Origin of the sequence: Nocardioides sp. (assembly GCF_035697785.1) — a bacterium.
Taxonomy (GTDB): domain Bacteria; phylum Actinomycetota; class Actinomycetes; order Propionibacteriales; family Nocardioidaceae; genus Nocardioides_B.
This window is the reverse complement of record NZ_DASSCL010000053.1, coordinates 1-23742: the sequence shown is the minus strand read 5'-3', so window position 1 is coordinate 23742 and position 23742 is coordinate 1. Positions and strand designations below refer to the sequence as shown.

The following is a 23742-nucleotide window of genomic DNA, read 5'->3' as shown; positions in this document are numbered from 1 at the left end:
AGGTCGAAGGGTGGTCTAGGCGGTGCGGATCTTGGCGCGGGCGTTGCGGCGCTTGAGAGCGCGGCGCTCGTCCTCGCTCATGCCTCCCCAGACGCCGTGGTCCTGTCCCGCCTCGAGCGCCCACGCGAGGCACTGCTCGCGCACGTCGCAGCGACGGCACACCTGCTTGGCCTCCTCGATCTGGAGGATGGCCGGACCGGTGTTGCCGATCGGGAAGAACAGCTCCGGATCCTCGTCGAGGCATGCAGAGCGGTGGCGCCAATCCATGGCGGCTGACTCCTTGTCGTGTCTGGGAGCGGCAGGCGGCTTGCGTGTGGCAACCCGTCGGCCCGTACGTGCCTGTGAAGTCATGTCGGTTGTGAACTCGTTCACGAGGCCCGACTCTGTTCCGCGGTTCGCGGGGAGCCGGAGGGTGTCAGCGCGACAGGTCCCTGGGACCCGTTGACCGGTGACTTGCTCTAGCGTTGCAAGAGATCGGGGTGTGATCAACCCCTGTCGGTCGTCACTTTCGTCACAGAGGTACGAATTTACCGGCACCTCGCGGTCCGGAACGCGGAATCCGTCGTACGCCGTGCCGAACGCAGCGGACCGCGCCCGCCCGCGCCCGCTTCTCCGCCGCTGCGTAGCCTTGGCCCACGTGACGCCCCCCGCGACCTCGCCCCCAGACACCCCCGCTGGCACGCCCCCTGCCGCGCCCGCGCCGCTCGTCGTGGCCGCCGCGCTGGCCGGCGTCGAGGCGGCGCTCCTCGTGCTGTTCGGGGTCGCCGAGCTGATCGCGATCTCCGGCGACCGACTGACGATGGGCCTCACGACCGTGCTGTTCTTCGTCATCTACGGCGCGGGGCTGGCCTGGTGCGCCTGGCGGCTGACCCGCCTGGACTCGTGGGCCCGGGCGCCGCTGGTGCTGGCCCAGCTGCTCCAGCTCGGCGTGGCCTGGAGCTTCTGGGGCGGTGGCTCGACGCCGGTGGCGGTGGGTCTGGGGCTGCTCGCCGTCGTGGTCATCGCCGGCGTGTTCCATCCGGCGTCCCTGGAGGCGCTCCGCGAGCGCGAGCCCGGCGAGCCGGCCCCCTAGCCAGGCGGGCCGGACGACTAGTCCAGTGCGCCCGGCTGGTCGGCCAGCGCCTCCCGCAGCTGGGCGAGGGTGCGGGCCAGCAGCCGCGACACGTGCATCTGCGAGATACCGATCTCGGCGGCGATCTGGGACTGGGTCATGCCCCGGAAGAACCGCAGCGTGAGGATGTGCTTCTCCCGGGGGTCGAGCGCCTCGAGCAGTGGCTTGATCGTCTCGCGGTCGTCCACGTGGGAGAGCGCCTCGTCGTCCGCGCCGATCACGTCGATCATGCTCAGCGCGCTGTCCTCGCTGTTGTCCGGTGCATCGAGCGAGAGCGTCGAGTAGGCGTTGGCGGACTCCAGGCCCTCGATGATCTCCTCGTCGGAGACGCCGACCTTGCGGGCGAGCTCGCCGACGGTGGGGGACCGGCCGAGGTCCTGGGTCAGCTCCGCGGTGGCGGCGGTGATGGTGATCCGCAGCTCCTGCAGCCGGCGCGGCACCCGGATCGCCCAGCCACGGTCGCGGAAGTGCCTCTTGATCTCGCCGACGATGGTCGGCGTGGCGTACGTCGAGAACTCCACGCCGCGCTCGAGGTCGAAGCGGTCGATCGCCTTGATCAGCCCGATCGTGCCCACCTGGAGCAGGTCGTCGAAGGGCTCGCCGCGGTTGAGGAACCGGCGCGCGAAGTGCTCGACGAGCGGCAGGTGCAGGCGCACGAGCTGGTCGCGCACGTCGGCCCGCTCGGCCTCGGAGAGGTCGGTGGCGAGCCGCTGGAAGAGAGCGACGCTCCGGGTCCTCATCTCGGCGAGCGGTTCTCGCTCCTCGGTCGGCATCCGGCGGCTCACTGCGGCTCGGCGGTGTTCCGCGAGAGCGTGATGGTGAGCCGGTCGTCGGTGACGTCGGCCCGCACGGCGCTCGTGAGCGCGGCCAGCACCGTCCAGGCGAAGCCGTCGCGGCTCGGCTGCATCGGGTGGTCGCACTCGGCGGACACCGCGACCGACAGCCGGCCGGTGCCGAGGGTGAAGGCACAGGTGAGGTCCGAGCCCTCACGGGCCTGGGGCAGCACCATCGCGCAGGCCTCGTCCACGGCGATCCGCAGGTCCTCGATGTCGTCGAGGGTGAAGTCGAGCCGCGCGGCCAGGCCGGCGGTGGCGGTGCGGAGCACGGCGAGGAACGCGGAGTCCGCCGGGATCCGGAGCTCGACGTCCGGCTGTGTGCCCACCACGGGAACCTCCTGCTGGTTGTGCCGGTCGATCCGGACGTGACGGACGGGGTCGAGCGCTCGGTGGTGAGCCGGCGCGCGGCCCCGTCCGGGGACATCCTGGGCCGCCCTCTCCGAGCGGCCTCAGTCTGTCAGGCCTTCTTGGTCTCCCAGAAGATCTCGGAGATCTCCTCGATCTTGGCGAGGAGGTCGTCGGCCGTCTTCGCGTCCATCGAGCCCTTGGTGCCGGTCGCGCCGGCCAGCTTGGTGGCCTCGTTGACGAGGGTGTGCAGCTGCGGGTACTTCTCGAAGTGCGGCGGCTTGAAGTAGTCGGTCCACAGCACCCAGAGGTGGTGCTTGACCAGCTCGGAGCGCTGCTCCTTGATGAGCACCGCGCGAGTGCGGAAGTCGGGGTCGTCGTTGTCGGCGAGCTTGCCGATGATGGCCTTGATCGACTCGGCCTCGATGCGCGCCTGGGCCGGGTCGTACACACCGCACGGCAGGTCGCAGTGCGCCTGTACGTCGATGGTCGGTGCGAAGAGTCGCGCGAACATCCGGGGTCCTCTCTCTCGAGTCTCTGATCGTTCGTGGTCCCTCTGGGCCTGCGACACTACTCCCGCGTCTGCGTGGTCACGCCAGCGGAACCCTGGAGGTCAACCTACCCATGTCGTCCGCCGGCACGCGCCCCCGGCGCCTCCTCGGGATGGCCGTCGTGCGGGGTCGGTCGATGCTGCCGACCCTGCGTGACGGTGACCGTCTGCTGGTGCTGCACGGCGGCCGGCCGCGGCCGGGTCGCGCCGTCGTCGTACGACTTCCAGGCGGGGTGGTGGCGGTCAAGCGCGCCGTACGCCGGGAGGCCGGGGGCTGGTGGGTGGAGTCCGACAACGCGGCCGAGGGCGTGGACTCGCGCACCGTCGGCGTGGTCGGCGACGAGCACGTGGTGGCCCGTGTCCTGCTGCGGATCTGGCCGCGTCCGGCGCGTCCGTGAGCGGGTTCCGCGTGTCCCGGGTCACGGGTCTTGGCCCTCGGGACGTGCGGCCGCACTGTGGAACACTGCCCGAATGGGCCACACAGCCGAGTCCCCCGACGAGCGCGCACAGGACCCTGTCTTCGACCTTCACCGCGGCGGCAAGATGGCGATCGTCTCCACAGTCGCGCTGGACGACCGGGACGACCTCTCGATGGCTTACACGCCCGGTGTGGCCCGCGTCTGCGAGGCGATCGCCGAGGAGCCGAGGCTCGTCGACGACTACACCTGGGTGTCCAACACGGTCGCGGTGGTGACCGACGGCACGGCCGTGCTGGGGCTCGGCGACATCGGCCCGGCGGCGGCGATGCCGGTCATGGAGGGCAAGGCGGTCCTGTTCAAGCAGTTCGCCGGCGTGGACGCCGTACCGATCTGCCTGGACACCAAGGACGCCGACGAGATCGTCGAGACGGTGCAGCGGCTCGCCCCCAGCTTCGGGGGCATCAACCTCGAGGACATCTCCGCCCCGCGATGCTTCGAGATCGAGCAGCGGCTCAAGGACCTGCTCGACATCCCGGTGTTCCACGACGACCAGCACGGCACCGCCGTGGTGGCTCTCGCCGCGCTCGAGAACGCGCTGCGCCTGACCGGGCGCACCCATGCCGACGCCCGGGTGGTCATCTCCGGGGCCGGCGCCGCCGGCGTGGCGGTCGCGAAGATCCTGCTCGCGGCCGGGGTCACCGACCTCGCGGTCACCGATCGGCGCGGGGTGCTGCACTCGGCGCGCGGCGATCTCACGCCGGTGAAGCTCGCGCTCGCCCAGGACACCGCCGACCAGACCGGCCGCACCGGGCAGCTGGCCGACGTGATGGCCGGCGCCGACGTCTACATCGGCGTCTCCGGCGGCAACGTCCCCGAGGAGGTCGTGTCGACGATGGCCGACGACGCGATCATCTTCGGGCTCGCGAACCCGACGCCCGAGGTGCACCCCGAGGTGGCGCACCGGCACGCCCGGGTCGTGGCCACCGGCCGCTCCGACTACCCCAACCAGATCAACAACGTGCTCGCGTTCCCCGGCATCTTTCGCGGGGCGTTCGACGTGCGCGCGACCGCGATCACCGAGGGCATGAAGCTCGCCGCCGCCGAGGCGCTGGCCGGTCTCGTCGGCGAGCGGCTCAGCGAGGACTTCGTCGTACCGTCGCCGTTCGACCCGCGCGTCGCCCCCGCCGTCTCCTCAGCGGTCTCCGAGGCCGCGCGCAAGGACGGCGTCGCCCGCCGCTGACCCGCCCCCACCCCGTTGAGACGCGCCTCCCGGGATGTTGAGACGCGCGTTGCGGGACGTCGAGACGCGCGTTGCGAGAGGTCGAGGCGCGCCTCTCGGCCGCGCGCATGGAGGACCTGCTGTCAGCATCTCGACGCCCTTCGAGACGCGTCTCAAGCCTCCGGGGGCACCTCTCAACATCCCGCAGGGCGCGTCTCAGCATCCCGCAGGGCGCGTCTCACCTCCACAAGGTGCGCTTCAACATGGGGGAGTGGGTCGGGGAGGGACCATGTCCTAGGGTCGAGTGCATGTTCGCCGTGTACGCCGAGTCCTTCTCGACCGACGACCCGCTGTCCGGCCTGGTGGTCGGTGAGCGACCCGACCCGGAGGTGCCCGACGGGTGGACCACGGTCACCGTCAAGGCGGCGGCGCTGAACCACCACGACATCTGGTCGCTGCGCGGTGTCGGCCTGCGTGAGGAGGCGCTGCCGATGATCCTCGGCTGCGACGCCGCCGGCATCGACGAGGACGGCAACGAGGTCGTCATCCACGCCGTCATCAGCGATCCTTCCTGGACCGGTGACGAGACGCTCGACCCCAAGCGGTCCCTGCTGTCCGAGCGTCACCAGGGCACGTTCGCCGACAAGGTGGTGGTGCCGAAGGGCAACGTCGTACCCAAGCCGGAGTCGCTGTCCTTCGAGGAGGCCGCCTGCCTGCCGACGGCCTGGCTGACCGCCTACCGCATGCTCTTCGTCCAGGGCGGGCTCAAGCCCGGCGACACCGTGCTCGTGCAGGGCGCCGGCGGCGGTGTCGCGACGGCGCTGATCACGCTTGCGCATGCCGGCGGCCTGCGGGTCTACGCCACCAGTCGCGACGAGCAGAAGCGCAAACGTGCCGCTGAGCTGGGCGCCGACGAGGTGTTCGAGAGCAACGCGCGGCTGCCGCAGCGGGTGGACGCCGTCATGGAGACCGTCGGGAAGGCCACCTGGTCGCACTCGGTCAAGTCCCTGCGGCCGGGCGGCAAGATCGTCATCTCCGGTACGACGAGCGGGGCCGACGTGGACAGCGCCGAGCTGACCCGGGTGTTCTTCCTGCAGTTGCAGGTGATCGGTTCCACGATGGGCACCCGCACCGAGCTCGCGTCGCTGGTCAACCTGCTCGACGTGACCGGCGCCCGACCGGTGATCGACCAGGTGCTCCCCATGGAGAAGGCGCGCGACGGGTTCGCCGCGATGGCCAGCGGGGACCTGTTCGGCAAGGTCGTCTTCACCCGCTGACGATGGCTCTCGTCGCCCTCCTGATCGCGGCCACGGTCACGACCGGGCTGGTCGCCGGGGCGTTCGTGCTCTACGCGCACACCGTGATGCCCGGGCTCGGTCACACCGACGACAACACCTTCGTCACGACGTTCGCCTCGCTGGACCGCGCGATCATCAACCCTTGGTTCATGGCGGGCGGCTTCCTCGGTGCGCCGGTGCTCATGGCGGCGGCCGCGGTGGCGGGTTGGGGCGGCCCGGCGTTCTGGTGGGTGACGGCGGCACTCGCGCTCTACCTGGTCGGCGCCGTGCTGACCATCGCGGTCAACGTGCCGCTCAACGACCGTCTCAAGGCCGCCGTCGCCGCCGGCGACACGGACACCACGAGGGTGCGCGTGGAGTTCGACGAACCGCGCTGGGTCCGGTCCAACCTCGTCCGCACGGCGACGACGATGGCGGCTTTCGTGCTGCTGTGCTGGGCGTTGGTGGAGGCCGGCTCGGCCCGCTGACGTCATCCCCAACCGCCACCGTCGGATGCCGGATCCGGGATGGCTGGCCGACGCCGGAACGGTGCGAGCACGCCCATCACGACCAACGGCCAGGTCCACGGACACGCCAGCACTCCGCCGGCGCCGTCCCACCAGTGGTTGATCCCGGAGCCGGGCTCGCTGCTCGCCGCCGCGTCCATCGCCGACGACATCGCCAGCCAGGCGAGCACGGCCGCCGAGGCGAGAGAGACCGGCACCTGCCAGCGGGTCGTGCCGTGCACGCGGAGTGCGACCGCACCCAGAGCCAGCGCAACGGCCGCAGCGCCGTACGCCCCGGCCGCCACCTGGTGATCCTCGGCGGTGGGTCGGGCGCCGAAGAACATGAGCTCGGTCGCGAGCCAGCCCACCACGAGGCCGGTGGGCAGGGTGAGCGCGACGCAGCAGCCCAGCAGCACGCTCGCCGCCAGGCGGCCACGGGTGGCGGGCGGTTCGTCCGTGGCGGTCTCCATGGCTCCAGGATCGGGCCGCCGGTCGCCCGGCCGCATGCGTCGACGTACTCAGATCCCGACGCCGATGAGTTCTCGGCCGGGGTCGGGTCTCAACCCGCATGACTGCTACCTGCGAAGGGACTCGTGCTCCCGCCAGCACGACGACGACCCCGGAGAACCCGTACGCCGTGCTGCGTTGGCTGGTGGCCGCCACGTTCATCGTGATCCTCAATGAGACGATCATGGTGAACGCGATCCCGCGGCTGATGACGGAGTTCGCGGTGACCGCACGTGCGGCGCAGTGGCTCTCGACCGCCTTCATGCTCACGATGGCCGTCGTCATCCCGGTGACGGGATGGTTCCTGCAGCGGGTCAGCACCCGGCGCGCCTTCGCGACGGCGATGACCGTCTTCTGCGTCGGCACGCTGGTCGCCGCCCTCGCCCCGGTGTTCCCGGTCCTGCTGGCCGGTCGCGTCGTCCAGGCCGTCGGCACGGCGGTGATGATGCCGCTGCTGATGACGACGCTGATGACCGTCGTCCCCGAGCACGACCGCGGCCGGGTGATGGGCAACGTCACGCTGGCGATGTCGGTCGCCCCGGCCCTCGGCCCGGCGGTCTCAGGTGTCGTGCTGCAGTGGCTGACCTGGCGGTGGATGTTCGGTCTCGTGCTCCCGGTCGCGATCGCCATCACAGTGGTCGGGCTGCGCCGGCTCACCGACCAAGGTGCCCCTGGCGCCGGGGCGGTCGACTGGTGGAGCGTCGCGGCTGCGGCGCTGGGCTTCGGCGGGCTGGTCTACGGCCTCAGCCGGCTGGGCGCCGAGGCGGACGGCTCCGCCCCCGCGTCCCTGGTCATCTCGGTGTCCTGCGTGGTCGTGGCCGGCTTCGTCCTGCGGCAGCTGCACCTGCAGCGGTCCGGTGAGCCGCTCCTCGACCTGCGCGTGCTGCGCGAGCGACCCTTCACGGTCTCCCTGCTGCTGATGGCCTGCGCGTTCATGGCGATGCTCGGCGCGATGATCCTGCTGCCGCTGTACCTCCAGGACGTCCGCGGTCTCAGCGCCCTGCAGACCGGGATGCTGGTCATGCCCGGCGGGATACTCATGGGCCTGCTCGGCCCGACCGTCGGCCGCTGGTTCGACCGGCTCGGGGCGCGTCCCCTCGTCGTCCCGGGCTCCGTCGGGATCGTCGTCTCGCTCGGCGTGCTCGGCACCGTCACGACGACAACGTCGGTCTGGCTGGTGCTGGCCGCGCACGTCCTGATGATGGTCTCGCTCGCGGCGATCTTCACGCCGGTGTTCACCGTCGGGCTCGGCGCCCTGCCGATGCACCTGTACTCCCACGGCAGCTCCCTGCTCGGCACCCTCCAGCAGGTCGCGGCGGCGGTCGGTACGGCAGTCGTGGTGACGGTCATGGCCTGGCGGGCCGCGGGCCTCGCCGAGGGCGGCGCCGACCCGGTCGACGCGCTGGTGGGCGGGATGCGCTGGGCCTTCCTCTTCGGCGCTCTGGTCTCGGTCGCCGTGGTCGCGCTGGCGATGATGCTGCCCCGCAAGGCGGTCGACGAGCCGGTGTCAGTCGTCGAGGACGCCGTCTAGCACTGGGCGCCCCGGCCCGACTCACTCGTCGTCGGGGTCGTCGAGGCGCGCCAGCCACGTGGCCAGCCGCTCGACGGGGATCTCGAACTCCGGGTGGAGGTCGACGAACTCCTGGAGCCGGTCGGCGACCCACGCCAGCGTGACCTCCTCGTCACCCCGGCGCTTCTCGAGCTCCTCGAGCCCGCGGTCGGTGAAGTACATCTACCCCTCAGCTGAACGCCTGCTGGAGCAGCTCCTTCTGCTCCTCCACGTGCCGGGAGTGCTGACCGACCGACGGGGAGGAGGACTCCGGCCGCGACACCCGGTAGAACGGGACGTCGAGCTGGGAGGTCAGGTGCAGCGCCATGTGCGGCCACGGGCCCATGTTGGCCGGCTCGTCCTGCACCCAGCGCACCTCGCGAAGGTTCGTGAACCTGGCCAGCTCGGCCTTGAGCTCGGCGACGGGACGCGGATAGAGCTGCTCGACCCGGACGACCGCCGTGGTGGGCTCGTCGCCTTCGCGCTTCTTGCGCTCGACCATGAGGTCCCAGGTGATCCGGCCGCTGCAGAGCAGCACCTTCTCCACCTTCGACGGGTCGACCTGGTCGTCGCCGATGACAGGCCGGAACGTGCCGGTGGTGAAGTCGTCGGGGTGGGAGGCGGCCTCCTTGCGCTTGAGCATCGACTTCGGGGTGAAGATGATCAGCGGCCGGTGCTCCTCGCCCAGCGAGTGCTGGCGCAGCATGTGGAAGTGGCTGGCCGGAGTCGACGGCTGCGCGACCACGAACGCCTCGTCGGCGGCCATCGCGAGGAACCGCTCGATGCGCGCCGAGGAGTGGTCGGGCCCCTGTCCCTCGTAGCCGTGCGGGAGCAGCAGTACGACGCCGGACTGCTGGCGCCACTTGGTCTCACCCGAGGTGATGAACTCGTCGATGATCGTCTGCGCGCCGTTGACGAAGTCACCGAACTGCGCCTCCCACAGCACCAGCGCGTCGGGACGGGCGACGGAGTAGCCGTACTCGAAGCCCATCGCGGCGTACTCGGACAGCAACGAGTCGTAGACGTAGAACTGGCCCTGGTCCTCCGAGAGGTTCGCCAGCGGCGTCCACTCGTCGGCGTTGTCGCGGTCGATGATGGTCGCGAACCGCTGCACGAACGTGCCGCGCCGTGAGTCCTGCCCGGCCAGCCGCACCGGGCGGCCGTCCATCAGCAGCGAGCCGAAGGCGAGCATCTCGCCGGTGCCCCAGTCGATCGGGCCGTCGGTGATCGCCGCGGCCCGGCGCTGCAGCTGCGGCAGCACCTTCGGGTGCACGGTGAAGCCCTCGGGGGTGTTGACGTGGGCGTCGGAGATCCGTTTGAGGGTCTCCCGGGAGATCGCCGTCTCGGTTGCGCCGGAGCTCTTCTCGGGGTAGTCGGGGACGGTCGTCCACTCGTCGGGCGCCTTGGTCGCCTCGCGCACCTCGGTGAAGACCCGCTCGAGCTGCTGCTGGTAGTCGCGCAGCACCTGCTCGGCCTCCTCCAGGGTGATGTCCCCGCGGCCGATCAGCGACTCGGTGTAGAGCTTGCGCACGGAGCGCTTCTGCTCGATCAGGTCGTACATCAGCGGCTGCGTGTACGACGGGTCGTCGCCCTCGTTGTGGCCCCGCCGGCGGTAGCAGACCAGGTCGATGACGACGTCCTTCTTGAACGCCTGGCGGTACTCGAAGGCCAGCCGGGCCACCCGGATGCAGGCCTCGGGGTCGTCGCCGTTGACGTGGAAGATCGGCGCCTGGACCATCCGCGCGACGTCGGTGCAGTACAACGAGCTGCGGGACGAGGCGGGCGAGGTGGTGAAACCCACCTGGTTGTTGACGACGAGGTGGATGGTGCCGCCGGTGCGGTAGCCACGCAGCTGGGAGAGGTTCAGCGTCTCCGCGACGACGCCCTGGCCCGCGAACGCCGCGTCGCCGTGGACGAGCAGCGGCAGCACCGGGAACTCCGCACCGCGGTTGAGCACGTCCTGCTTGGCGCGAGCGATGCCCTCGAGGACCGGGTCGACCGCCTCGAGGTGGGACGGGTTCGCGGCGACGGACACCTTGATCTTCTCGCCCGAGCCCGCGGTGAACTCGCCCTCGGCGCCGAGGTGGTACTTCACGTCGCCGGAGCCCTGCACGGTGCGCGGGTCGATGTTGCCCTCGAACTCGCGGAAGATCTGGCTGTACTTCTTGCCGACGATGTTGGCCAGCACGTTGAGCCGGCCGCGGTGCGCCATGCCGATCGTGACCTCGTCGAGGTCGGCCTCGGCGGCCGCCTCGCACACCTCGTCGATCAGCGGGATCGTGGTCTCGCTGCCCTCGAGGCTGAAGCGCTTCTGGCCCACGAACTTCGTCTGCAGGAAGGTCTCGAACGCCTCGGCCTGGTTGAGCTTGAGCAGGATCCGCAGCTGCTCCTCGCGGGGTGGCTTGACGTGCGGCTGCTCGATGCGCTGCTGCAGCCAGCGGCGCTGCTCGGGGTCCTGGATGTGCATGTACTCGATGCCGACGGTGCGGCAGTAGGAGTCACGCAGGATGCCGAGGATGTTGCGCAGCTTCATGAACCGGCGGCCCTCGCCGCCGAACGACCCGGTCGCGAACTCGCGGTCGAGGTCCCACAGCGTCAGCCCGTGCGACTCGACCTCCAGGTCGGGGTGGCTGCGCTGCTGGTACTCGAGCGGGTCGGTGTCGGCCATGATGTGGCCGCGCACGCGGTAGGCGTGGATCAGCTCGAGGATCCGGGCCTGCTTGCTGATCTCGTCGTCGTGGCTGGTCGAGATGTCGGCGGCCCAGCGGATCGGCTCATAGGGGATCCGCAGCGCCCGGAAGATCTCGTCGTAGAAGTCGTCCTCGCCGAGCAGGAGCTGGTGCAGCCGCCGCAGGAACTCGCCGGACTGGGCACCCTGGATGACCCGGTGGTCGTAGGTCGAGGTCAGCGTCATGACCTTGCTGACCGCGTTGCGGGTGAGTGTCTCCTCGGAGGCGCCCTGGAACTCGGGCGGGAAGTCCATCGACCCGACGCCGAGGATCGCGCCCTGGCCCTTCATCAGCCGCGGCACCGAGTGGTTGGTGCCGATCGTGCCCGGGTTGGTCAGGCTGATCGTGGTGCCCTGGAAGTCGCTCACCGCGAGCTTGTTGCCGCGGGCCTTGCGGATCAGGTCCTCGTAGGCGGTCCAGAACGACGCGAAGTCCATCGACTCCGCGCCCTTGATCGAGGGGACCAGCAGCTGCCGGGTGCCGTCGGGCTTGGGCAGGTCGATCGCCAGGCCGAGGTTGATGTGCTTGGGCTGGATGAGCGTCGGCTTGCCGTCGATGACGTCGAAGCCGTTGTTCATCTCGGGCATCTGCTTCAGCGCCCGGACCAGCGCGTAGCCGATCAGGTGCGTGAACGAGACCTTGCCGCCGCGGGCGCGGGCGAGGTGGTTGTTGATGACCGTGCGGTTGTCGATCAGCAGCTTGACCGGCACCGAGCGGACGCTGGTGGCCGTCGGCACGGTGAGGCTGACGTCCATGTTCTGCGCGGTGCGGGCCGGGGCCCCACGCAGGGTGGTGAGCACCGGCTCGTCGCTGACCTCTGCGGCAGGAGCCGGCTCGGGCTCCTTGGGCAACGGCGACTTGGTCGGGGCCTTGGTGGCCCTCGGGGCGTCGGGGCGCGGCTGCACGTCGGTGGCCGGGGTGGTCTTCTTGGGGGCCTTGGCCGCTGACGCGGCGGGCTTCGACTGCGGCGTGGCGGCCGCCTTGGCCGGCTCGGCCGCCTTGTCGGGCTGCTTCGACTCCGGCTCGGGGGCCGGGTCCGACTTCTGGGGGGCGGCGGGCTCCTGGGTGGTGGCCTGCGGCGTACCGTTGCCGCCTCCGGAGGTGCTCGGCGAGGCCTTGTCACCAGGTGTGTAGCTCTTGAAGAAGTCCCACCACGCCTTGTCCACGCTGTTCGGGTCCTGCTGGTAGCGCTCGAACATCTCGTCGACGAGCCACTCGTTGGCGCCGAAGGCGGCCATCGGGTCGTCGGGAGCCGCACCAGCGGCCACGTTGGATCCTGCGGGTGAAGACTCGGCCACGGCCTGAATCGCCTCTTCCGGTGAAACCTGGGGTGGGAACTTTAGGGTGGGTGGACGCGTACCAGGCTAGACCTTCGTCACAACTAATTGCAGCCGGGACCGGCGGTCGGTCCGGGCGTGTAGCCAGGCTCACAGACCGCGCCCCGCCACGACGTCGCACGGAAGGAACCACGCGCCGTGACAGCTCCTCTCGAGCGCCCCCTCGAGGTCCCGGATCGACCGGCCCGTGGATCGTCCGTACGACGGTCCGTCGCGATCGTGCTGGCCGGGCTCCTGGCCGCCACCACCGCGGCCTGCACGTCGTCGGACCCCCAGGCCGAGCCACCCGCGGCCGGCGGCTCCTCGGGGCCGGCCGACCCGTCCACCACCCCCGAGCCCGCCCCCGCCGCTCCCGCGAGGGTCCGCGTCACCCGGGTCTCAGGGAAGCTCAAGGAGAAGGACCGGGAGGTGCTCGCCGACAACGTGGAGAAGGTGGTCACCGCCTACTTCGACGACGCCTTCGTCGGCGGTGACTATCCCCGCGACTCGTTCGGTGACGCGTTCGCCACCTTCTCCGCCGGGGCGGCGCAGCAGGCCGACGGCGACCGGGACCTGCTCACCAACCGGGTGCTCGGCCCGACCACCGAGACGGTCGAGGTGCGGCGGCGCACCGCCTACCTCTCCGTGCTCGCGCCGTACAAGGTCGCGGCCGGGGTGACCGCCCGCGTGCACCTCCGGTTCGTGGCCGACCGTGGCGACAAGCCCGCCAAGCGGGTGGACGTCCGGGGCCGGCTGATGCTGACCCGCAAGAGCTCGGGAGGGTGGCAGATCTTCGGCTACGACCTGAGCAAGAACGCGCGCACGGTCGGGGAGGAGTCCTGATGAAGGTCCTGACCGCGCTCACCGGCCTCCACGGTCGCGTCCTGCGGCGCGTGCTCGTCCTGGGCGTCGTGCTGGCGCTGACCGCCCTCGTGGTCCCGCCCCCGACCTTCCGCGACGCCCCGGCGTCCCTGGTGCGGGGCCAGGTCGCGGCAGGCGTGGACCACTCCCGCGACGTGGTGTGGATCCTGTTCCTCGGGTCCGACGCCCGCCCCGGGCAGAGCATCACCCGCAGCCGCGCCGACGCCATCCAGATGACCGGCATCAACCTGCGCACCGGGGACGCCACGATGATCGGGATCCCGCGGGACTCCTACGTCAACATCCCCGGGCACGGCAGCGAGAAGATCAACGCCGCCCTCTACTTCGGCGGACCGAAGCTGATGGGGCAGGCCGTGGGTGACCTCGTCGGCGTTCAGCCCGACTACGTCTTCACGGCCGGGTTCGACGGCTTCCGGCAGATGGTGAACGCCATCGGCGGCGTGACCGTGAACTCGCGGTTCGCGTTCTCCGACCCGGTGCGCCCGCAGGGCTACCGCGTCGGGCCCAACAAGCTCAACGGCTTCCAGGCGATGATCTTCGCCCGGATCCGCAAGTCGTTCCCGCGCGGGGACTTCGACCGCTCCGCCAACCAGCAGGACGTCATGCGCGGCATCCTGAGCCAGGTCCGAGGCGGCATGGACAAGCCGGGCTTCATGGAGCGCGGCGTACTGTCGGCCGTACGCCACCTGAACACCGACCTGAAGCCGTCAGAGCTCTACCGGCTCGCGCAGGCCGGTACGGCGGTCGAGCTGCGTCGCCTCAGGGGCTGCGTCGTGCTGGGTGGGATCGGCACAGCCGGCGGCGCCAGTGTGGTGTTCCCGAACGTCGCCCAGGCCCGCCGGATCGGCAACGACGCGCGCGATGACGGGAAACTGGACAGGGGCTGCTGAGGGGACCCTGCAAGTAGGTGCGGACTTGGGCTGCACGTCAAGCCCTTGTGGTCGGGACACTGCCTCCGTGCACCTGCCGCGCGGGCTGGCCCCGCCGAGAGGTCAGTTGCTCTCGCTCCTCCGCTGCGCTCCCCCGCGAGACCAACGGACCCCTCGGCTAGCGATTTCATGGCTTGCGGGGTGAGCGTTTGCGCGAGATCGGACCGCCAGAAAGTGCGCCCCCGGTAGGATTCGAACCTACGCACCCGCCTCCGGAGGGCGGTGCTCTATCCCCTGAGCTACGGGGGCTCGGGATGCGCGGAAAGCGTACATGAACTGGCACGAGTGACGGATCGGGGGGAGATCGGGTGACGGCACGGGTGCTGGTCGTCGACGACTCCTCCGTCGTCCGCGAGCTGATCGCGGTGAACCTCGAGCTGGAGGGGCTCGAGGTGGTGCGCTGCGTCGACGGGCTGGAGGCGCTCGAACGCGTCGCCGAGCAGCGCCCGGACGCGATCACCCTCGACGTGATGATGCCCCGCCTCGACGGTTTCGCCGTGGTCGAACGGCTCCGCGGCGACCGTTCGACGGCGGACATCCCGATCGTGATCGTCACCGGCCGTGCCTCGGCGGCCGACCTCGCGCGCGGCGAGGCACTGGGCGTGGACGCCTATCTCACCAAGCCGTTCGAGCCCTCCGAGCTCGTGGCCACCGTGCTGCGGCTGGTCGACCAGCAGCACTGACGCACCACCCCGGCGGGCGGCGGACGTTCGACCCTCAACCACCCACCGAACTCGCTCGCCCGCGTCGATACCCTGGGTCGGTGACCCCCGAACAGCTCTCGACCGCCATCGTCGGCGCCCTCACGGACCTCGTCGGGTCCGGCGCGCTGACCCTTCCCGACGGACCGCCGGGGACCGTGGTCGTGGAGCGACCCAAGAGCAAGGAGCACGGCGACTACGCCACCAACGTCGCGCTCCAGCTCGCGAAGAAGGCGGGCATGCCCCCGCGCGAGCTGGCCGGCCTGCTCGCCGAGCGCCTCGGTGCCAGCGAGGGCGTCGCCTCCGTCGAGATCGCCGGACCGGGCTTCCTCAACATCCGGGTCGAGGCCGGGGCACAGGGTGTGCTCGCGGCCCAGATCGTCGCGGCCGGCGCGGCGTACGGCACGAACGACGCGACCGCTGGCGACAAGGTCAACGTGGAGTTCGTCTCGGCCAACCCCACCGGTCCCGTCACGATCGCGTCCGCGCGCTGGGCGGCGGTGGGCGACGCGATCGCGCGGCTGGTCGAGGCGACCGGCTCCGAGGTGGTCCGGGAGTACTACTTCAACGACCACGGAGCGCAGATCGACCGGTTCGCGCGGTCGCTGCTCGCGCGCGGGCGGGGTCGCGACGTGCCGGAGGACGGGTACGCCGGCGCGTACATCGACGAGATCGCGCAGCGGGTGCTGGCCGAGCACCCCGAGGTCAAGGACCTGCCCGACGACGAGGCGCAGGAGGCGTTCCGCGCGCACGGCGTGGCGCTGATGTTCGACGAGATCAAGCAGACGCTGCACACGTTCGGTGTGGACTTCGACGTCTTCTTCCACGAGAACAACCTGCACGAGTCCGGCGCGGTCGAGCGCGCGATCGCGAGGCTCACCGAGCTCGGCAACACCTACGAGAAGGACAGCGCCGTCTGGCTCGCGACCGAGAAGTTCGGTGACGACAAGGACCGGGTCATCGTCAAGTCCGACGGCAAGGGCGCCTACCTCTCCGGGGACCTCGCCTACTACCTCGACAAGCGCGAGCGGGGATTCGACCGCTGCCTGATCCTGCTCGGCGCCGACCACCACGGGTACGTCGCCCGGATGATGGCGATGTGCGCCGCCTTCGGCGACCGGCCGGGGGAGAACCTCGAGATCCTCATCGGCCAGATGGTCAACCTGCTCAAGGACGGCGTGACGGTCCGGATGGGCAAGCGCAGCGGCAACATCGTGACGCTGGACGATCTCGTGGACGCGATCGGGGTCGACGCCGGGCGCTACGCGCTGGTCCGCTACTCGATGGACGCCACCATCGACATCGACCTCGACCTGTGGGCCAGGCAGACAAGCGACAACCCCGTGTTCTACGTGCAGTACGCCCACGCGCGGCTCGCCTCGATCCTGCGCAACGCGGCCGACCTGGGGGTCTCGTCCGGCACGACCGCGTCCTTCGACCCGTCGCTGCTGTCCCACGAGAAGGAGGGCGACCTGCTGCGCGCCCTCGCCGAGTTCCCGCGGGTCGTGACCTCCGCGGCCCAGCTCCGGGAGCCGCACCGGGTCGCCAGGTACCTCGAGGACACCGCGTCGAGCTTCCACAAGTTCTACGACGCCTGCCGGGTGCTGCCGATGGGCGACGAGGAGCCGGCGCCGATCCACGCCGCGCGGCTGCTGCTGGTCGAGGCGACCAAGACGGTCCTCGCCAACGGTCTCGGGATGCTCGGGGTCTCCGCCCCCGACAGGATGTGACGAGATGCCCTCACACGAGGCCGGCTGGGCGCACGCGGCCGGCGCCCTCGACGGACCCTCCTGGCTGCGTCCGCCCGGTGACGTCAACGCCCTGGTGCCGCTGCTCTGGTCGTCGACCGCCCGCAAGACCGACGACGGTGCGCTCGAGGTGGGCGGCGTCGACGTCCGCGACCTCGTCGCCGAGCACGGCTCCCCGGCGTACGTCCTCGACGAGGCCGACTTCCGGTCCCGGGCGCGCGGGTTCCGCGAGGCGTTCGCCGACTACGACGTCTACTACGCCGGCAAGGCGTTCCTGTGTACGACGGTCGCGAGGTGGGTCGCCGAGGAGGGCCTCTGCCTCGACGTCTGCTCGCCGGGCGAGCTGACCGTCGCACTGCGGGCCGGCTTCGACCCGGCCCGGATCGGCTACCACGGCAACAACAAGACGATGCCCGAGCTGCGCCGGGCCGTCGAGGCGGGTGTGGGCCGGATCGTCGTCGACTCGTTCACCGAGCTCGACCGGCTGGCCGAGCTGGTCTCGACGGGCTCGACCACCGGGGCCGGGACGACCACGTCGGCGTCGGTGATGATCCGGGTGACGGCCGGTGTCGAGGCGCACACCCACGAGTACATCGCGACCGCCCACGAGGACCAGAAGTTCGGCTTCTCGATCACCTCCGGCGACGCGTTCGAGGCGGTCCGCCGCGCTCAGGAGGCGCCCGGGCTGAACCTCCTCGGCCTGCACTCTCACATCGGCAGCCAGATATTCGACACCTCGGGCTTCGAGGTCGCGGCCCGCCGGGTGCTCACCCTGCACGCGCGGGTGTCCGACGAGCTCGGCGTGGACATGCCCGAGCTCGACCTGGGCGGCGGGTTCGGCATCGCCTACACCACGCAGGACGACCCGTCCGACCCGGCGCAGCTGGCCACCGAGCTGACCAAGATCGTCGAGCACGAGTGCCGGGCGTTCGACGTACCCGTGCCGACTCTTTCGATCGAGCCGGGCCGCGCGGTCGTCGGGCCGGCCATGTGCACGGTCTACGAGGTGGGGACCGTCAAGCGCGTCGAGCTCGACGCCGGGGCGGTGCGCACGTACGTCTCGGTGGACGGTGGCATGTCCGACAACATCCGGACGGCGCTTTACGACGCGGACTACAGCTGCACGATCGCCTCCCGCCGGTCCGACGGCGAGCCGGTGCTGGGGCGGGTGGTCGGCAAGCACTGCGAGGCCGGCGACATCGTGGTCAAGGATGAGTTCGTCCCCTCCGACCTGGCGCCCGGTGACCTGTTGGCGATCCCGGGCACGGGCGCCTACTGCCGGTCGCTGGCGAGCAACTACAACCACGCCCTGCGGCCGCCGGTGATCGGCGTCGCCGACGGGACGGCCACCGTCGTGCTCCGCCGGGAGACCGAGGACGACCTGCTCGCGACGGACGTCGGCGCCCAGGCCTGACGACCAGACCGATGCGCAGACCTGACGACCAGGACTGACGAGTCTCGCGACCCGGACGCAACGCCGTAATCGTGCGGCGGCCGCGGCGATGGCCCAAGATGAAGGACCAGACGGTACGACGACGGAGAGGTGACGGAGCGGTGAAGCGTGCGCCGGATCGGCCGCTGAAGCTGGCCCTGCTCGGGTGCGGGTCGGTCGGCAGCCAGGTGGTGCGGCTGCTGCGGGAGCAGGCCGACGACCTGACCGCCCGGGTCGGTGCGCCCATCGAGCTCGTCGGCGTCGCCGTACGACGGCCGGACCTCCAGCGCGACGCCCAGGTCCCGGTGGAGCTGCTCACCACCGACGCCGCCGGGCTGGTCGCGCGCGACGACGTCGACCTCGTCGTCGAGGTGATCGGCGGCATCGAGCCGGCCCGGTCGCTGATCCTCACCGCCCTGGAGAACGGCGCCTCGGTGGTCACGGCCAACAAGGCACTCCTCGCCGAGGACGGCAGCACGCTGTTCGCCGCCGCCGAGAAGGCAGAGCGCGACCTCTACTACGAGGCCGCCGTGGCCGGGGCGATCCCGATCGTGCGGCCGCTGCGCGAGTCGCTGGCGGGTGACAAGGTGCGCCGCGTGCTCGGCATCGTCAACGGCACCACCAACTTCATCCTCGACAAGATGGACACGTCCGGCGCCGGTTTCGCCGAGGCGCTGGAGGAGGCGCAGGAGCTCGGGTACGCCGAGGCCGACCCCACCGCCGACGTCGAGGGCTACGACGCCGCGGCGAAGGCGGCGATCCTGGCCAGCCTCGCCTTCCACACCCGGGTGACGGCGGCCGACGTCTACCGCGAGGGCATCGCCGAGGTGAGCGCGGCCGATGTCGCCTCGGCCCGCGACATGGGCTGCGTGGTCAAGCTGCTCGCCATCTGCGAGCACCGCGACGGTCCCGACGGCGAAGCGGTCGCGGCCCGCGTGCACCCGGCGATGATCCCGCGCAGCCACCCGCTGGCCAGCGTCCGCGAAGCGTTCAACGCGGTGTTCGTCGAGAGCGACGCCGCCGGCCAGCTGATGTTCTACGGGCCGGGCGCGGGTGGCGCCCCGACCGCCAGTGCGGTGCTCGGTGACCTGGTGACGGTGGCCCGCAACCGGATCGACGACGTGCGGGGCGCGGGGGAGTCGGCCTACGCCGCCCTCGAGGTGCTGCCGATGGGGCAGACGGAGACCCGCTACCACGTCGCGATCGACGTCGACGACCGCACCGGGGTGCTCGCCGCCGTGGCGCAGACCTTCGCCGAGCACCAGGTGTCGATCCAGACCGTCCGGCAAGAGGGCCACGGCGACGACGCCCAGCTCGTGGTCGTCTCGCACCGCGCGAGCGACGCCGCCCTGGCGGCGACGGTCGACACCCTCCGCAAGCTCGACTTCGTCCACGACGTCTCCTCGGTGATGCGCGTCGAGGGCGACCTGTGATGACCCCGCCGGAGGGCGCTCACCAGTGGCGCGGGGTGATCGAGGAGTACCGCGACCGGCTCGCGATCCCCGACCACACGCCCACGATCACCTTGCGCGAGGGCGGCACGCCCATGGTCGACAGCCGTTGGCTCTCCGAGCTGCTCGACGCAGAGGTCTGGCTCAAGGTCGAGGGGGACAATCCGACCGGCTCGTTCAAGGACCGGGGCATGACGGTCGCGCTCTCCGTGGCCGTGGGGCAGGGCGCCGAGGCCGTCGTCTGCGCGTCCACCGGCAACACGTCGGCCTCGATGGCGGCATACGCAGCGAAGGCGCGGGTCAAGCCCCTGGTGCTCGTGCCCCAGGGCAAGATCGCCGCCGGCAAGCTGGCCCAGGCGATCGTGCACGGCGCTCAGGTGATCATGGTGCGCGGCAACTTCGACGACTGCCTGCGGATGTCACGGGAGCTCGCCGACCAGTACCCGGTCGCGCTCGTGAACTCCGTGAACCCGATGCGCCTCGAGGGCCAGAAGACCGCCTCGTTCGAGATCGTCGACTTCCTCGGCGACGCCCCCGACCTGCACGTGCTCCCGGTCGGCAACGCCGGCAACGTCTCGGCGTACTGGAAGGGGTACGTCGAGTCGGAGAAGTCCGGCGCCAGCACCCGCCGACCGCGGATGCTCGGCTGGCAGGCCGCCGGCGCCGCGCCGCTCGTCTCTGGTGAGCCGGTCGCCGCGCCGGAGACTGTGGCCTCCGCGATCCGGATCGGCAACCCGGCCTCCTGGCACCTCGCCGTGGCCGCCCGCGACGAGTCCAACGGCTACTTCAAGGCCGTCGGGGACGACGAGATCCTCCGCGCGCAACGCCAGCTCGCCGCGCTGGACGGGGTGTTCGTCGAGCCCGCCTCGGCCGCCGGTGTCGCGGGCCTGCTGAGCGAGCACGCCGCCGGCACGTCGTACGCCGGAACGCAGATCGTCGTCACAGTCACCGGCCACGGCCTGAAGGACATCGACACCGCGCTGTCCACCTTCACCGACCTCGTCGACACCGTCGTGGACGCCGACGTCGACGCTGCCGCCGAGGCAGCCGGGCTCGGTTGAGACACGGTCCGATGCCCACCCTCCACACCGGGCCGGTCACGGTGACTGTGCCCGCCACCAGCGCGAACCTGGGCCCCGGCTACGACGCACTCGGGCTGGCGCTCGGCCTGCGTGACACGGTGACCGCCGAGGCCGTGGACGGACCCGACGAGGTGCAGGTGACCGGTGAGGGCTCGGGTGAGGTCCCCCTCGACGGCACCCATCTGGTCCTGCGCTCGATGCGGCAGGCGTTCGACGCGATGGACTGCGATGCCCCCGGCATCCGGTTGTCCTGCGCCAACGTCATTCCGCACGGGCGGGGGCTCGGTTCGTCGTCGGCCGCGATCGTGGCCGGCGTCTGTGCGGCCCGCGGCCTCGTGGGAGGCGGCTCCCTGCTGATCGACGACGACGCGCTCTTCGCCCTGGCCGCCGACGTCGAGGGCCACCCCGACAACGTAGCGCCCGCGTTCTACGGAGGGTTCACCGTCGCGTACGCCGTGGGCGGGCGGTTCCGGGCCACCACCGCGGCCGTCGACCCGAGGGTGGCCGCGGTCGCGTTCGTGCCGCCCGACCCGGTCCGCACCGAGGTGGCCCGGGGCCTGCTCCCCGACGCGGTCCCACACGCGGATGCCGCGGCCAACGCCGGCCGCGCGGCGCTGCTCGTCGCGGCGCTCGGCCAGCGTCCGGAGCTCCTGCTCGACGCGACCGAGGACCGGCTCCACCAGGACTACCGGGAGCCCGCCATGCCGGCGACCTTGGCGCTGGTCCGGTCGCTGCGCGCAGACGGCCATGCCGCGTTCGTCTCCGGCGCGGGTCCCACGGTGCTCGTGCTCACCGACCGGTCCACCCAGGAGAGTGTCGCGAGCCGCGTGCCGGGCGGCTGGGCCGTGCACCAGCTGGCGGTCGGGGCGCCGGGGGCCGCGGTCGAGGTCGGCTGAGCTGATGCCGGTCGCCGGGGAATCTCCTGCGGCGTGTCCGTGTTGTGACTCTTGCAACCCATAGACCCTGATGGTGTTAGGCTGCCGGTGCGCAGGTGATCGAGGGTTCCCCCGATCCGATGACTCCGATCAAGCTCCCTCGATCCGCACAGAGCGCACTCTTTCCTCGCTCTCACAACTTCTGAGACGGCCACGCCGCGACGCCTCGCATCGTGACGGACCGTCCGGGATCGCGACCGGGAATTCACCTGAACACGGCCTCTCGGAAAACACTCCGACGGGCCTGGACGTGGGAAGGACCTCACGTGACGGAAACAACCACACCCACCCCTGACACCGACTCCGGTGACGCGAGCAGCCGCGCGCCCAAGAAGCGCGCAGCCGGCCTCAGCGGGATGCTGCTGCCCGAGCTGAAGCAGATGGCAGGTGGGCTGGGCATCAAGGGCGTCGGCGGCATGCGCAAGAGCCAGCTGATCGATGCCATCCGCGCCGCCCAGTCGGGCGGCTCGGGGAACGCGGGCGCGGCCAGCGCCCCGCCCGCGGAGGCCCCGGCGGAGTCCCGGTCTGAGACCCGTTCGCGGGAGTCCCGTGACGACCGCCGCGCCGACCGACAGGCGAAGCCGGACCAGAAGCCCGAGCAGGGCCGGCCCGCCGCCAAGGACACCTCCGACCAGCAGGACCGCACCTCCGGCAAGGACCGCACCGACAACCGCGGTGACCGGGGCGACAACCGCGGCAACGACAACCGCGGCGACAGCCGCAACGACAACCGCGGCGACAGCCGCAACGACCACCGCGGCGACGACAACCGCGGCGACAGCCGCAACGACAACCGCGGCGACCGCGATCGCGCGGACAGCCGGGACAACCGCAACGACAACCGTGGCGACCGCGACCGCGCCGACAACCGGGACAACCGCGGTGACAGCCGCGGCGACACCCGAGGGGACACCCGAGGGGACACCCGGGACGACGGCAGCAGCCGCCGCAACCGGCGCCGTCGCGGCCGCGACCGCAACGAGCGCACCGACCGCGGCGGCCGGACCAGTCGCAACGAGCCGGACACCCAGATCCTCGAGGACGACGTGCTGCTCCCGGTGGCCGGCATCCTCGACGTCCTCGACAACTACGCGTTCGTCCGGACCAGCGGCTACCTGCCCGGCAGCGACGACGTCTACGTGTCGCTCTCGATGGTGCGCAAGTACGGCCTGCGCCGCGGCGACGCGGTCACCGGCCAGGTGCGCCAGCAGCGCGAGGGCGAGCGCAAGGAGAAGTTCAACCCGCTCGTCCGGATCGACACCATCAACGGTGCCGACCCCGAGGCGGCCAGGCACCGCGTCGAGTTCAACAAGCTCACGCCCCTCTACGCCTCCGAGCGACTGCGCCTCGAGACCGAGTCGAACAACCTGATCGGCCGGGTCATCGACATCGCCGCCCCGATCGGCAAGGGTCAGCGCGGTCTCATCGTGTCGCCGCCCAAGGCCGGCAAGACGATGATCATGCAGTCGATCGCCAACTCGATCACGACCAACAACCCCGAGTGCCACCTGATGATCGTCCTCGTCGACGAGCGTCCGGAGGAGGTCACCGACTTCCAGCGCACGGTCAAGGGCGAGGTCATCGCCTCGACGTTCGACCGGCCGGCGAGCGACCACACGTCGGTCGCCGAGCTCGCGATCGAGCGGGCCAAGCGGCTCGTCGAGCTCGGCCACGACGTGGTCGTGCTGCTCGACGGCATCACGCGCCTGGGCCGCGCCTACAACCTGGCCGCCCCGGCCAGCGGCCGGATCCTCTCCGGTGGCGTCGACTCATCCGCGCTGTACCCGCCGAAGCGGTTCTTCGGTGCGGCCCGCAACATCGAGGACGGCGGCTCGCTCACCATCCTCGCGACCGCGCTGATCGAGACCGGCTCCAAGATGGACGAGGTCATCTTCGAAGAGTTCAAGGGCACCGGCAACATGGAGCTCCGGCTGCGCCGCGAGTTCGCGGACAAGCGGATCTTCCCGGCCATCGACGCCGTCCAGTCCGGCACCCGCCGCGAGGAGCTCCTGATGAGCAAGGAAGAGCTGACCATCGTCTGGAAGCTCCGCCGCGTGCTCTCGGGTCTCGACGGACAGCAGGCCCTCGAGCTGCTGCTCGAGCGGCTCAAGAAGTCGCAGAGCAACATCGAGTTCCTGATGCAGGTGCAGAAGACCACGCCGACCGCAGGCAACAACGGCGACTGAGGTCGTCGCGCGGGGGACGCAAAAGCATTGTT

22 protein-coding genes and 1 tRNA gene are annotated in these 23742 nt (G+C 70.9%); 15 read left to right on the top strand and 8 right to left on the bottom strand.

The features are described from left to right. Positions 1 to 15 precede the first annotated feature (15 nt). Positions 16 to 267 carry a WhiB family transcriptional regulator gene (locus VFH10_RS05680; RefSeq protein ID WP_325126819.1) on the bottom strand — a complete coding sequence of 84 codons (252 nt, stop codon included), beginning with the start codon at positions 265 to 267 and terminating at the stop codon, positions 16 to 18. A 370-nt stretch (positions 268 to 637) separates the two neighbouring features. On the opposite strand from VFH10_RS05680, the gene VFH10_RS05675 reads away from it, so the two are divergent. After that, positions 638 to 1072 (top strand): hypothetical protein, encoded by a 435-nt coding sequence (locus VFH10_RS05675; protein ID WP_325126817.1) that lies wholly within the window; start codon positions 638 to 640, stop codon positions 1070 to 1072. A 17-nt stretch (positions 1073 to 1089) separates the two neighbouring features. On the opposite strand, the gene VFH10_RS05670 is transcribed toward VFH10_RS05675, so the two are convergent. The 3 genes from VFH10_RS05670 to sodN form a co-directional block, all read right to left on the bottom strand. Continuing rightward, positions 1090 to 1851, bottom strand: coding sequence for an RNA polymerase sigma factor SigF (locus VFH10_RS05670; protein ID WP_325126816.1), 762 nt, complete (start codon positions 1849 to 1851; stop codon positions 1090 to 1092). A 41-nt stretch (positions 1852 to 1892) separates the two neighbouring features. Then, positions 1893 to 2273, bottom strand: coding sequence for a hypothetical protein (locus VFH10_RS05665; protein ID WP_325126814.1), 381 nt, complete (start codon positions 2271 to 2273; stop codon positions 1893 to 1895). Between the two features lie 131 nt (positions 2274 to 2404). After that, the gene (gene sodN / locus VFH10_RS05660; RefSeq protein ID WP_325126812.1) at positions 2405 to 2806 is read right to left on the bottom strand and encodes a superoxide dismutase, Ni; all 402 of its coding nucleotides are present in this window, start codon (positions 2804 to 2806) and stop codon (positions 2405 to 2407) included. Between the two features lie 110 nt (positions 2807 to 2916). Between sodN and VFH10_RS05655 the strand changes: the two genes are divergently transcribed. The 4 genes from VFH10_RS05655 (at position 2917) to VFH10_RS05640 (ending at position 6245) form a co-directional block, all read left to right on the top strand. Beyond that, entirely contained in the window at positions 2917 to 3240 is a 324-nt protein-coding gene (locus VFH10_RS05655; RefSeq protein WP_325126810.1) for a S24 family peptidase, read from the top strand. Positions 3241 to 3313: 73 nt separating this feature from the next. Beyond that, positions 3314 to 4501 (top strand): NADP-dependent malic enzyme, encoded by a 1188-nt coding sequence (locus tag VFH10_RS05650; RefSeq protein WP_325126808.1) that lies wholly within the window; start codon positions 3314 to 3316, stop codon positions 4499 to 4501. A 287-nt stretch (positions 4502 to 4788) separates the two neighbouring features. After that, positions 4789 to 5757 carry a zinc-binding dehydrogenase gene (locus tag VFH10_RS05645; RefSeq protein ID WP_325126804.1) on the top strand — a complete coding sequence of 323 codons (969 nt, stop codon included), beginning with the start codon at positions 4789 to 4791 and terminating at the stop codon, positions 5755 to 5757. A gap of 2 nt (positions 5758 to 5759) precedes the next feature. Further along, positions 5760 to 6245, top strand: a complete 486-nt coding sequence (locus VFH10_RS05640) for a DUF1772 domain-containing protein (RefSeq protein WP_325126802.1) — start codon at positions 5760 to 5762, stop codon at positions 6243 to 6245. A gap of 2 nt (positions 6246 to 6247) precedes the next feature. On the opposite strand, the gene VFH10_RS05635 is transcribed toward VFH10_RS05640, so the two are convergent. Next, positions 6248 to 6733 (bottom strand): hypothetical protein, encoded by a 486-nt coding sequence (locus VFH10_RS05635; RefSeq protein ID WP_325126799.1) that lies wholly within the window; start codon positions 6731 to 6733, stop codon positions 6248 to 6250. Between the two features lie 98 nt (positions 6734 to 6831). Between VFH10_RS05635 and VFH10_RS05630 the strand changes: the two genes are divergently transcribed. Then, positions 6832 to 8301, top strand: coding sequence for an MDR family MFS transporter (locus VFH10_RS05630; protein ID WP_325126796.1), 1470 nt, complete (start codon positions 6832 to 6834; stop codon positions 8299 to 8301). Between the two features lie 21 nt (positions 8302 to 8322). On the opposite strand, the gene VFH10_RS05625 is transcribed toward VFH10_RS05630, so the two are convergent. Together VFH10_RS05625 and VFH10_RS05620 are read right to left on the bottom strand one after the other, a co-directional pair. Continuing rightward, positions 8323 to 8502: a DUF6104 family protein gene (locus VFH10_RS05625; protein ID WP_325126794.1), complete on the bottom strand. Its 180-nt coding sequence runs from the start codon at positions 8500 to 8502 to the stop codon at positions 8323 to 8325. A gap of 7 nt (positions 8503 to 8509) precedes the next feature. Next, on the bottom strand, positions 8510 to 12316 hold the full coding sequence (locus tag VFH10_RS05620) for a multifunctional oxoglutarate decarboxylase/oxoglutarate dehydrogenase thiamine pyrophosphate-binding subunit/dihydrolipoyllysine-residue succinyltransferase subunit (protein ID WP_414689838.1): 3807 nt from the start codon (positions 12314 to 12316) through the stop codon (positions 8510 to 8512). A 207-nt stretch (positions 12317 to 12523) separates the two neighbouring features. On the opposite strand from VFH10_RS05620, the gene VFH10_RS05615 reads away from it, so the two are divergent. Together VFH10_RS05615 and VFH10_RS05610 are read left to right on the top strand one after the other, a co-directional pair. Further along, complete coding sequence (locus VFH10_RS05615) at positions 12524 to 13207, top strand: hypothetical protein (protein ID WP_325126792.1); 684 nt, start codon at positions 12524 to 12526, stop codon at positions 13205 to 13207. After that, positions 13207 to 14136, top strand: a complete 930-nt coding sequence (locus tag VFH10_RS05610; protein WP_325126790.1) for an LCP family protein — start codon at positions 13207 to 13209, stop codon at positions 14134 to 14136. Before VFH10_RS05615 ends, VFH10_RS05610 begins: the two co-directional genes overlap by 1 nt. Positions 14137 to 14352: 216 nt before the next feature. Here the strand turns inward: VFH10_RS05610 and VFH10_RS05605 are convergent. Beyond that, positions 14353 to 14424: transfer RNA gene (locus VFH10_RS05605), tRNA-Arg, on the bottom strand. 59 nt (positions 14425 to 14483) lie between these two features. Here VFH10_RS05605 and VFH10_RS05600 point away from each other — a divergent pair. From VFH10_RS05600 to rho, 7 genes are all read left to right on the top strand, one after another. Next, on the top strand, positions 14484 to 14858 hold the full coding sequence (locus VFH10_RS05600; RefSeq protein ID WP_325126788.1) for a response regulator transcription factor: 375 nt from the start codon (positions 14484 to 14486) through the stop codon (positions 14856 to 14858). 80 nt (positions 14859 to 14938) lie between these two features. Continuing rightward, a complete protein-coding gene (gene argS / locus VFH10_RS05595; RefSeq protein ID WP_325126786.1) occupies positions 14939 to 16606 on the top strand; it encodes an arginine--tRNA ligase in 1668 nt (555 codons plus the stop codon). Between the two features lie 4 nt (positions 16607 to 16610). Next, positions 16611 to 18038, top strand: a complete 1428-nt coding sequence (gene lysA, locus VFH10_RS05590) for a diaminopimelate decarboxylase (protein ID WP_325126784.1) — start codon at positions 16611 to 16613, stop codon at positions 18036 to 18038. Positions 18039 to 18136: 98 nt separating this feature from the next. Continuing rightward, positions 18137 to 19489, top strand: a complete 1353-nt coding sequence (locus VFH10_RS05585; protein WP_325126782.1) for a homoserine dehydrogenase — start codon at positions 18137 to 18139, stop codon at positions 19487 to 19489. Then, positions 19489 to 20568, top strand: a complete 1080-nt coding sequence (gene thrC, locus VFH10_RS05580) for a threonine synthase (RefSeq protein WP_325126779.1) — start codon at positions 19489 to 19491, stop codon at positions 20566 to 20568. The genes VFH10_RS05585 and thrC overlap by 1 nt, the downstream gene beginning before the upstream one ends. Positions 20569 to 20579: 11 nt before the next feature. After that, entirely contained in the window at positions 20580 to 21485 is a 906-nt protein-coding gene (gene thrB / locus VFH10_RS05575; protein WP_325126777.1) for a homoserine kinase, read from the top strand. 395 nt (positions 21486 to 21880) lie between these two features. Further along, positions 21881 to 23710, top strand: a complete 1830-nt coding sequence (gene rho / locus VFH10_RS05570) for a transcription termination factor Rho (RefSeq protein ID WP_414689839.1) — start codon at positions 21881 to 21883, stop codon at positions 23708 to 23710. The last annotated feature ends 32 nt before the right edge of the window (positions 23711 to 23742 follow it).

Coding starts and splice junctions, on each gene's coding strand:
- VFH10_RS05585 (WP_325126782.1), top strand. CDS start 18,137: ATGAAGGACCAGACGGTACGACGACGGAGAGGTGACGGAGCGGTGAAG.
- rho (WP_414689839.1), top strand. CDS start 21,881: ATGCTGCTGCCCGAGCTGAAGCAGATGGCAGGTGGGCTGGGCATCAAG.
- VFH10_RS05670 (WP_325126816.1), bottom strand. CDS start 1,851: ATGAGGACCCGGAGCGTCGCTCTCTTCCAGCGGCTCGCCACCGACCTC.
- VFH10_RS05640 (WP_325126802.1), top strand. CDS start 5,760: ATGGCTCTCGTCGCCCTCCTGATCGCGGCCACGGTCACGACCGGGCTG.
- VFH10_RS05625 (WP_325126794.1), bottom strand. CDS start 8,502: ATGTACTTCACCGACCGCGGGCTCGAGGAGCTCGAGAAGCGCCGGGGT.
- thrB (WP_325126777.1), top strand. CDS start 20,580: ATGCCCACCCTCCACACCGGGCCGGTCACGGTGACTGTGCCCGCCACC.
- VFH10_RS05610 (WP_325126790.1), top strand. CDS start 13,207: ATGAAGGTCCTGACCGCGCTCACCGGCCTCCACGGTCGCGTCCTGCGG.
- VFH10_RS05635 (WP_325126799.1), bottom strand. CDS start 6,733: ATGGAGACCGCCACGGACGAACCGCCCGCCACCCGTGGCCGCCTGGCG.
- VFH10_RS05645 (WP_325126804.1), top strand. CDS start 4,789: ATGTTCGCCGTGTACGCCGAGTCCTTCTCGACCGACGACCCGCTGTCC.
- VFH10_RS05650 (WP_325126808.1), top strand. CDS start 3,314: ATGGGCCACACAGCCGAGTCCCCCGACGAGCGCGCACAGGACCCTGTC.
- VFH10_RS05655 (WP_325126810.1), top strand. CDS start 2,917: ATGTCGTCCGCCGGCACGCGCCCCCGGCGCCTCCTCGGGATGGCCGTC.
- thrC (WP_325126779.1), top strand. CDS start 19,489: ATGACCCCGCCGGAGGGCGCTCACCAGTGGCGCGGGGTGATCGAGGAG.
- VFH10_RS05680 (WP_325126819.1), bottom strand. CDS start 267: ATGGATTGGCGCCACCGCTCTGCATGCCTCGACGAGGATCCGGAGCTG.
- sodN (WP_325126812.1), bottom strand. CDS start 2,806: ATGTTCGCGCGACTCTTCGCACCGACCATCGACGTACAGGCGCACTGC.
- VFH10_RS05630 (WP_325126796.1), top strand. CDS start 6,832: ATGACTGCTACCTGCGAAGGGACTCGTGCTCCCGCCAGCACGACGACG.
- lysA (WP_325126784.1), top strand. CDS start 16,611: ATGCCCTCACACGAGGCCGGCTGGGCGCACGCGGCCGGCGCCCTCGAC.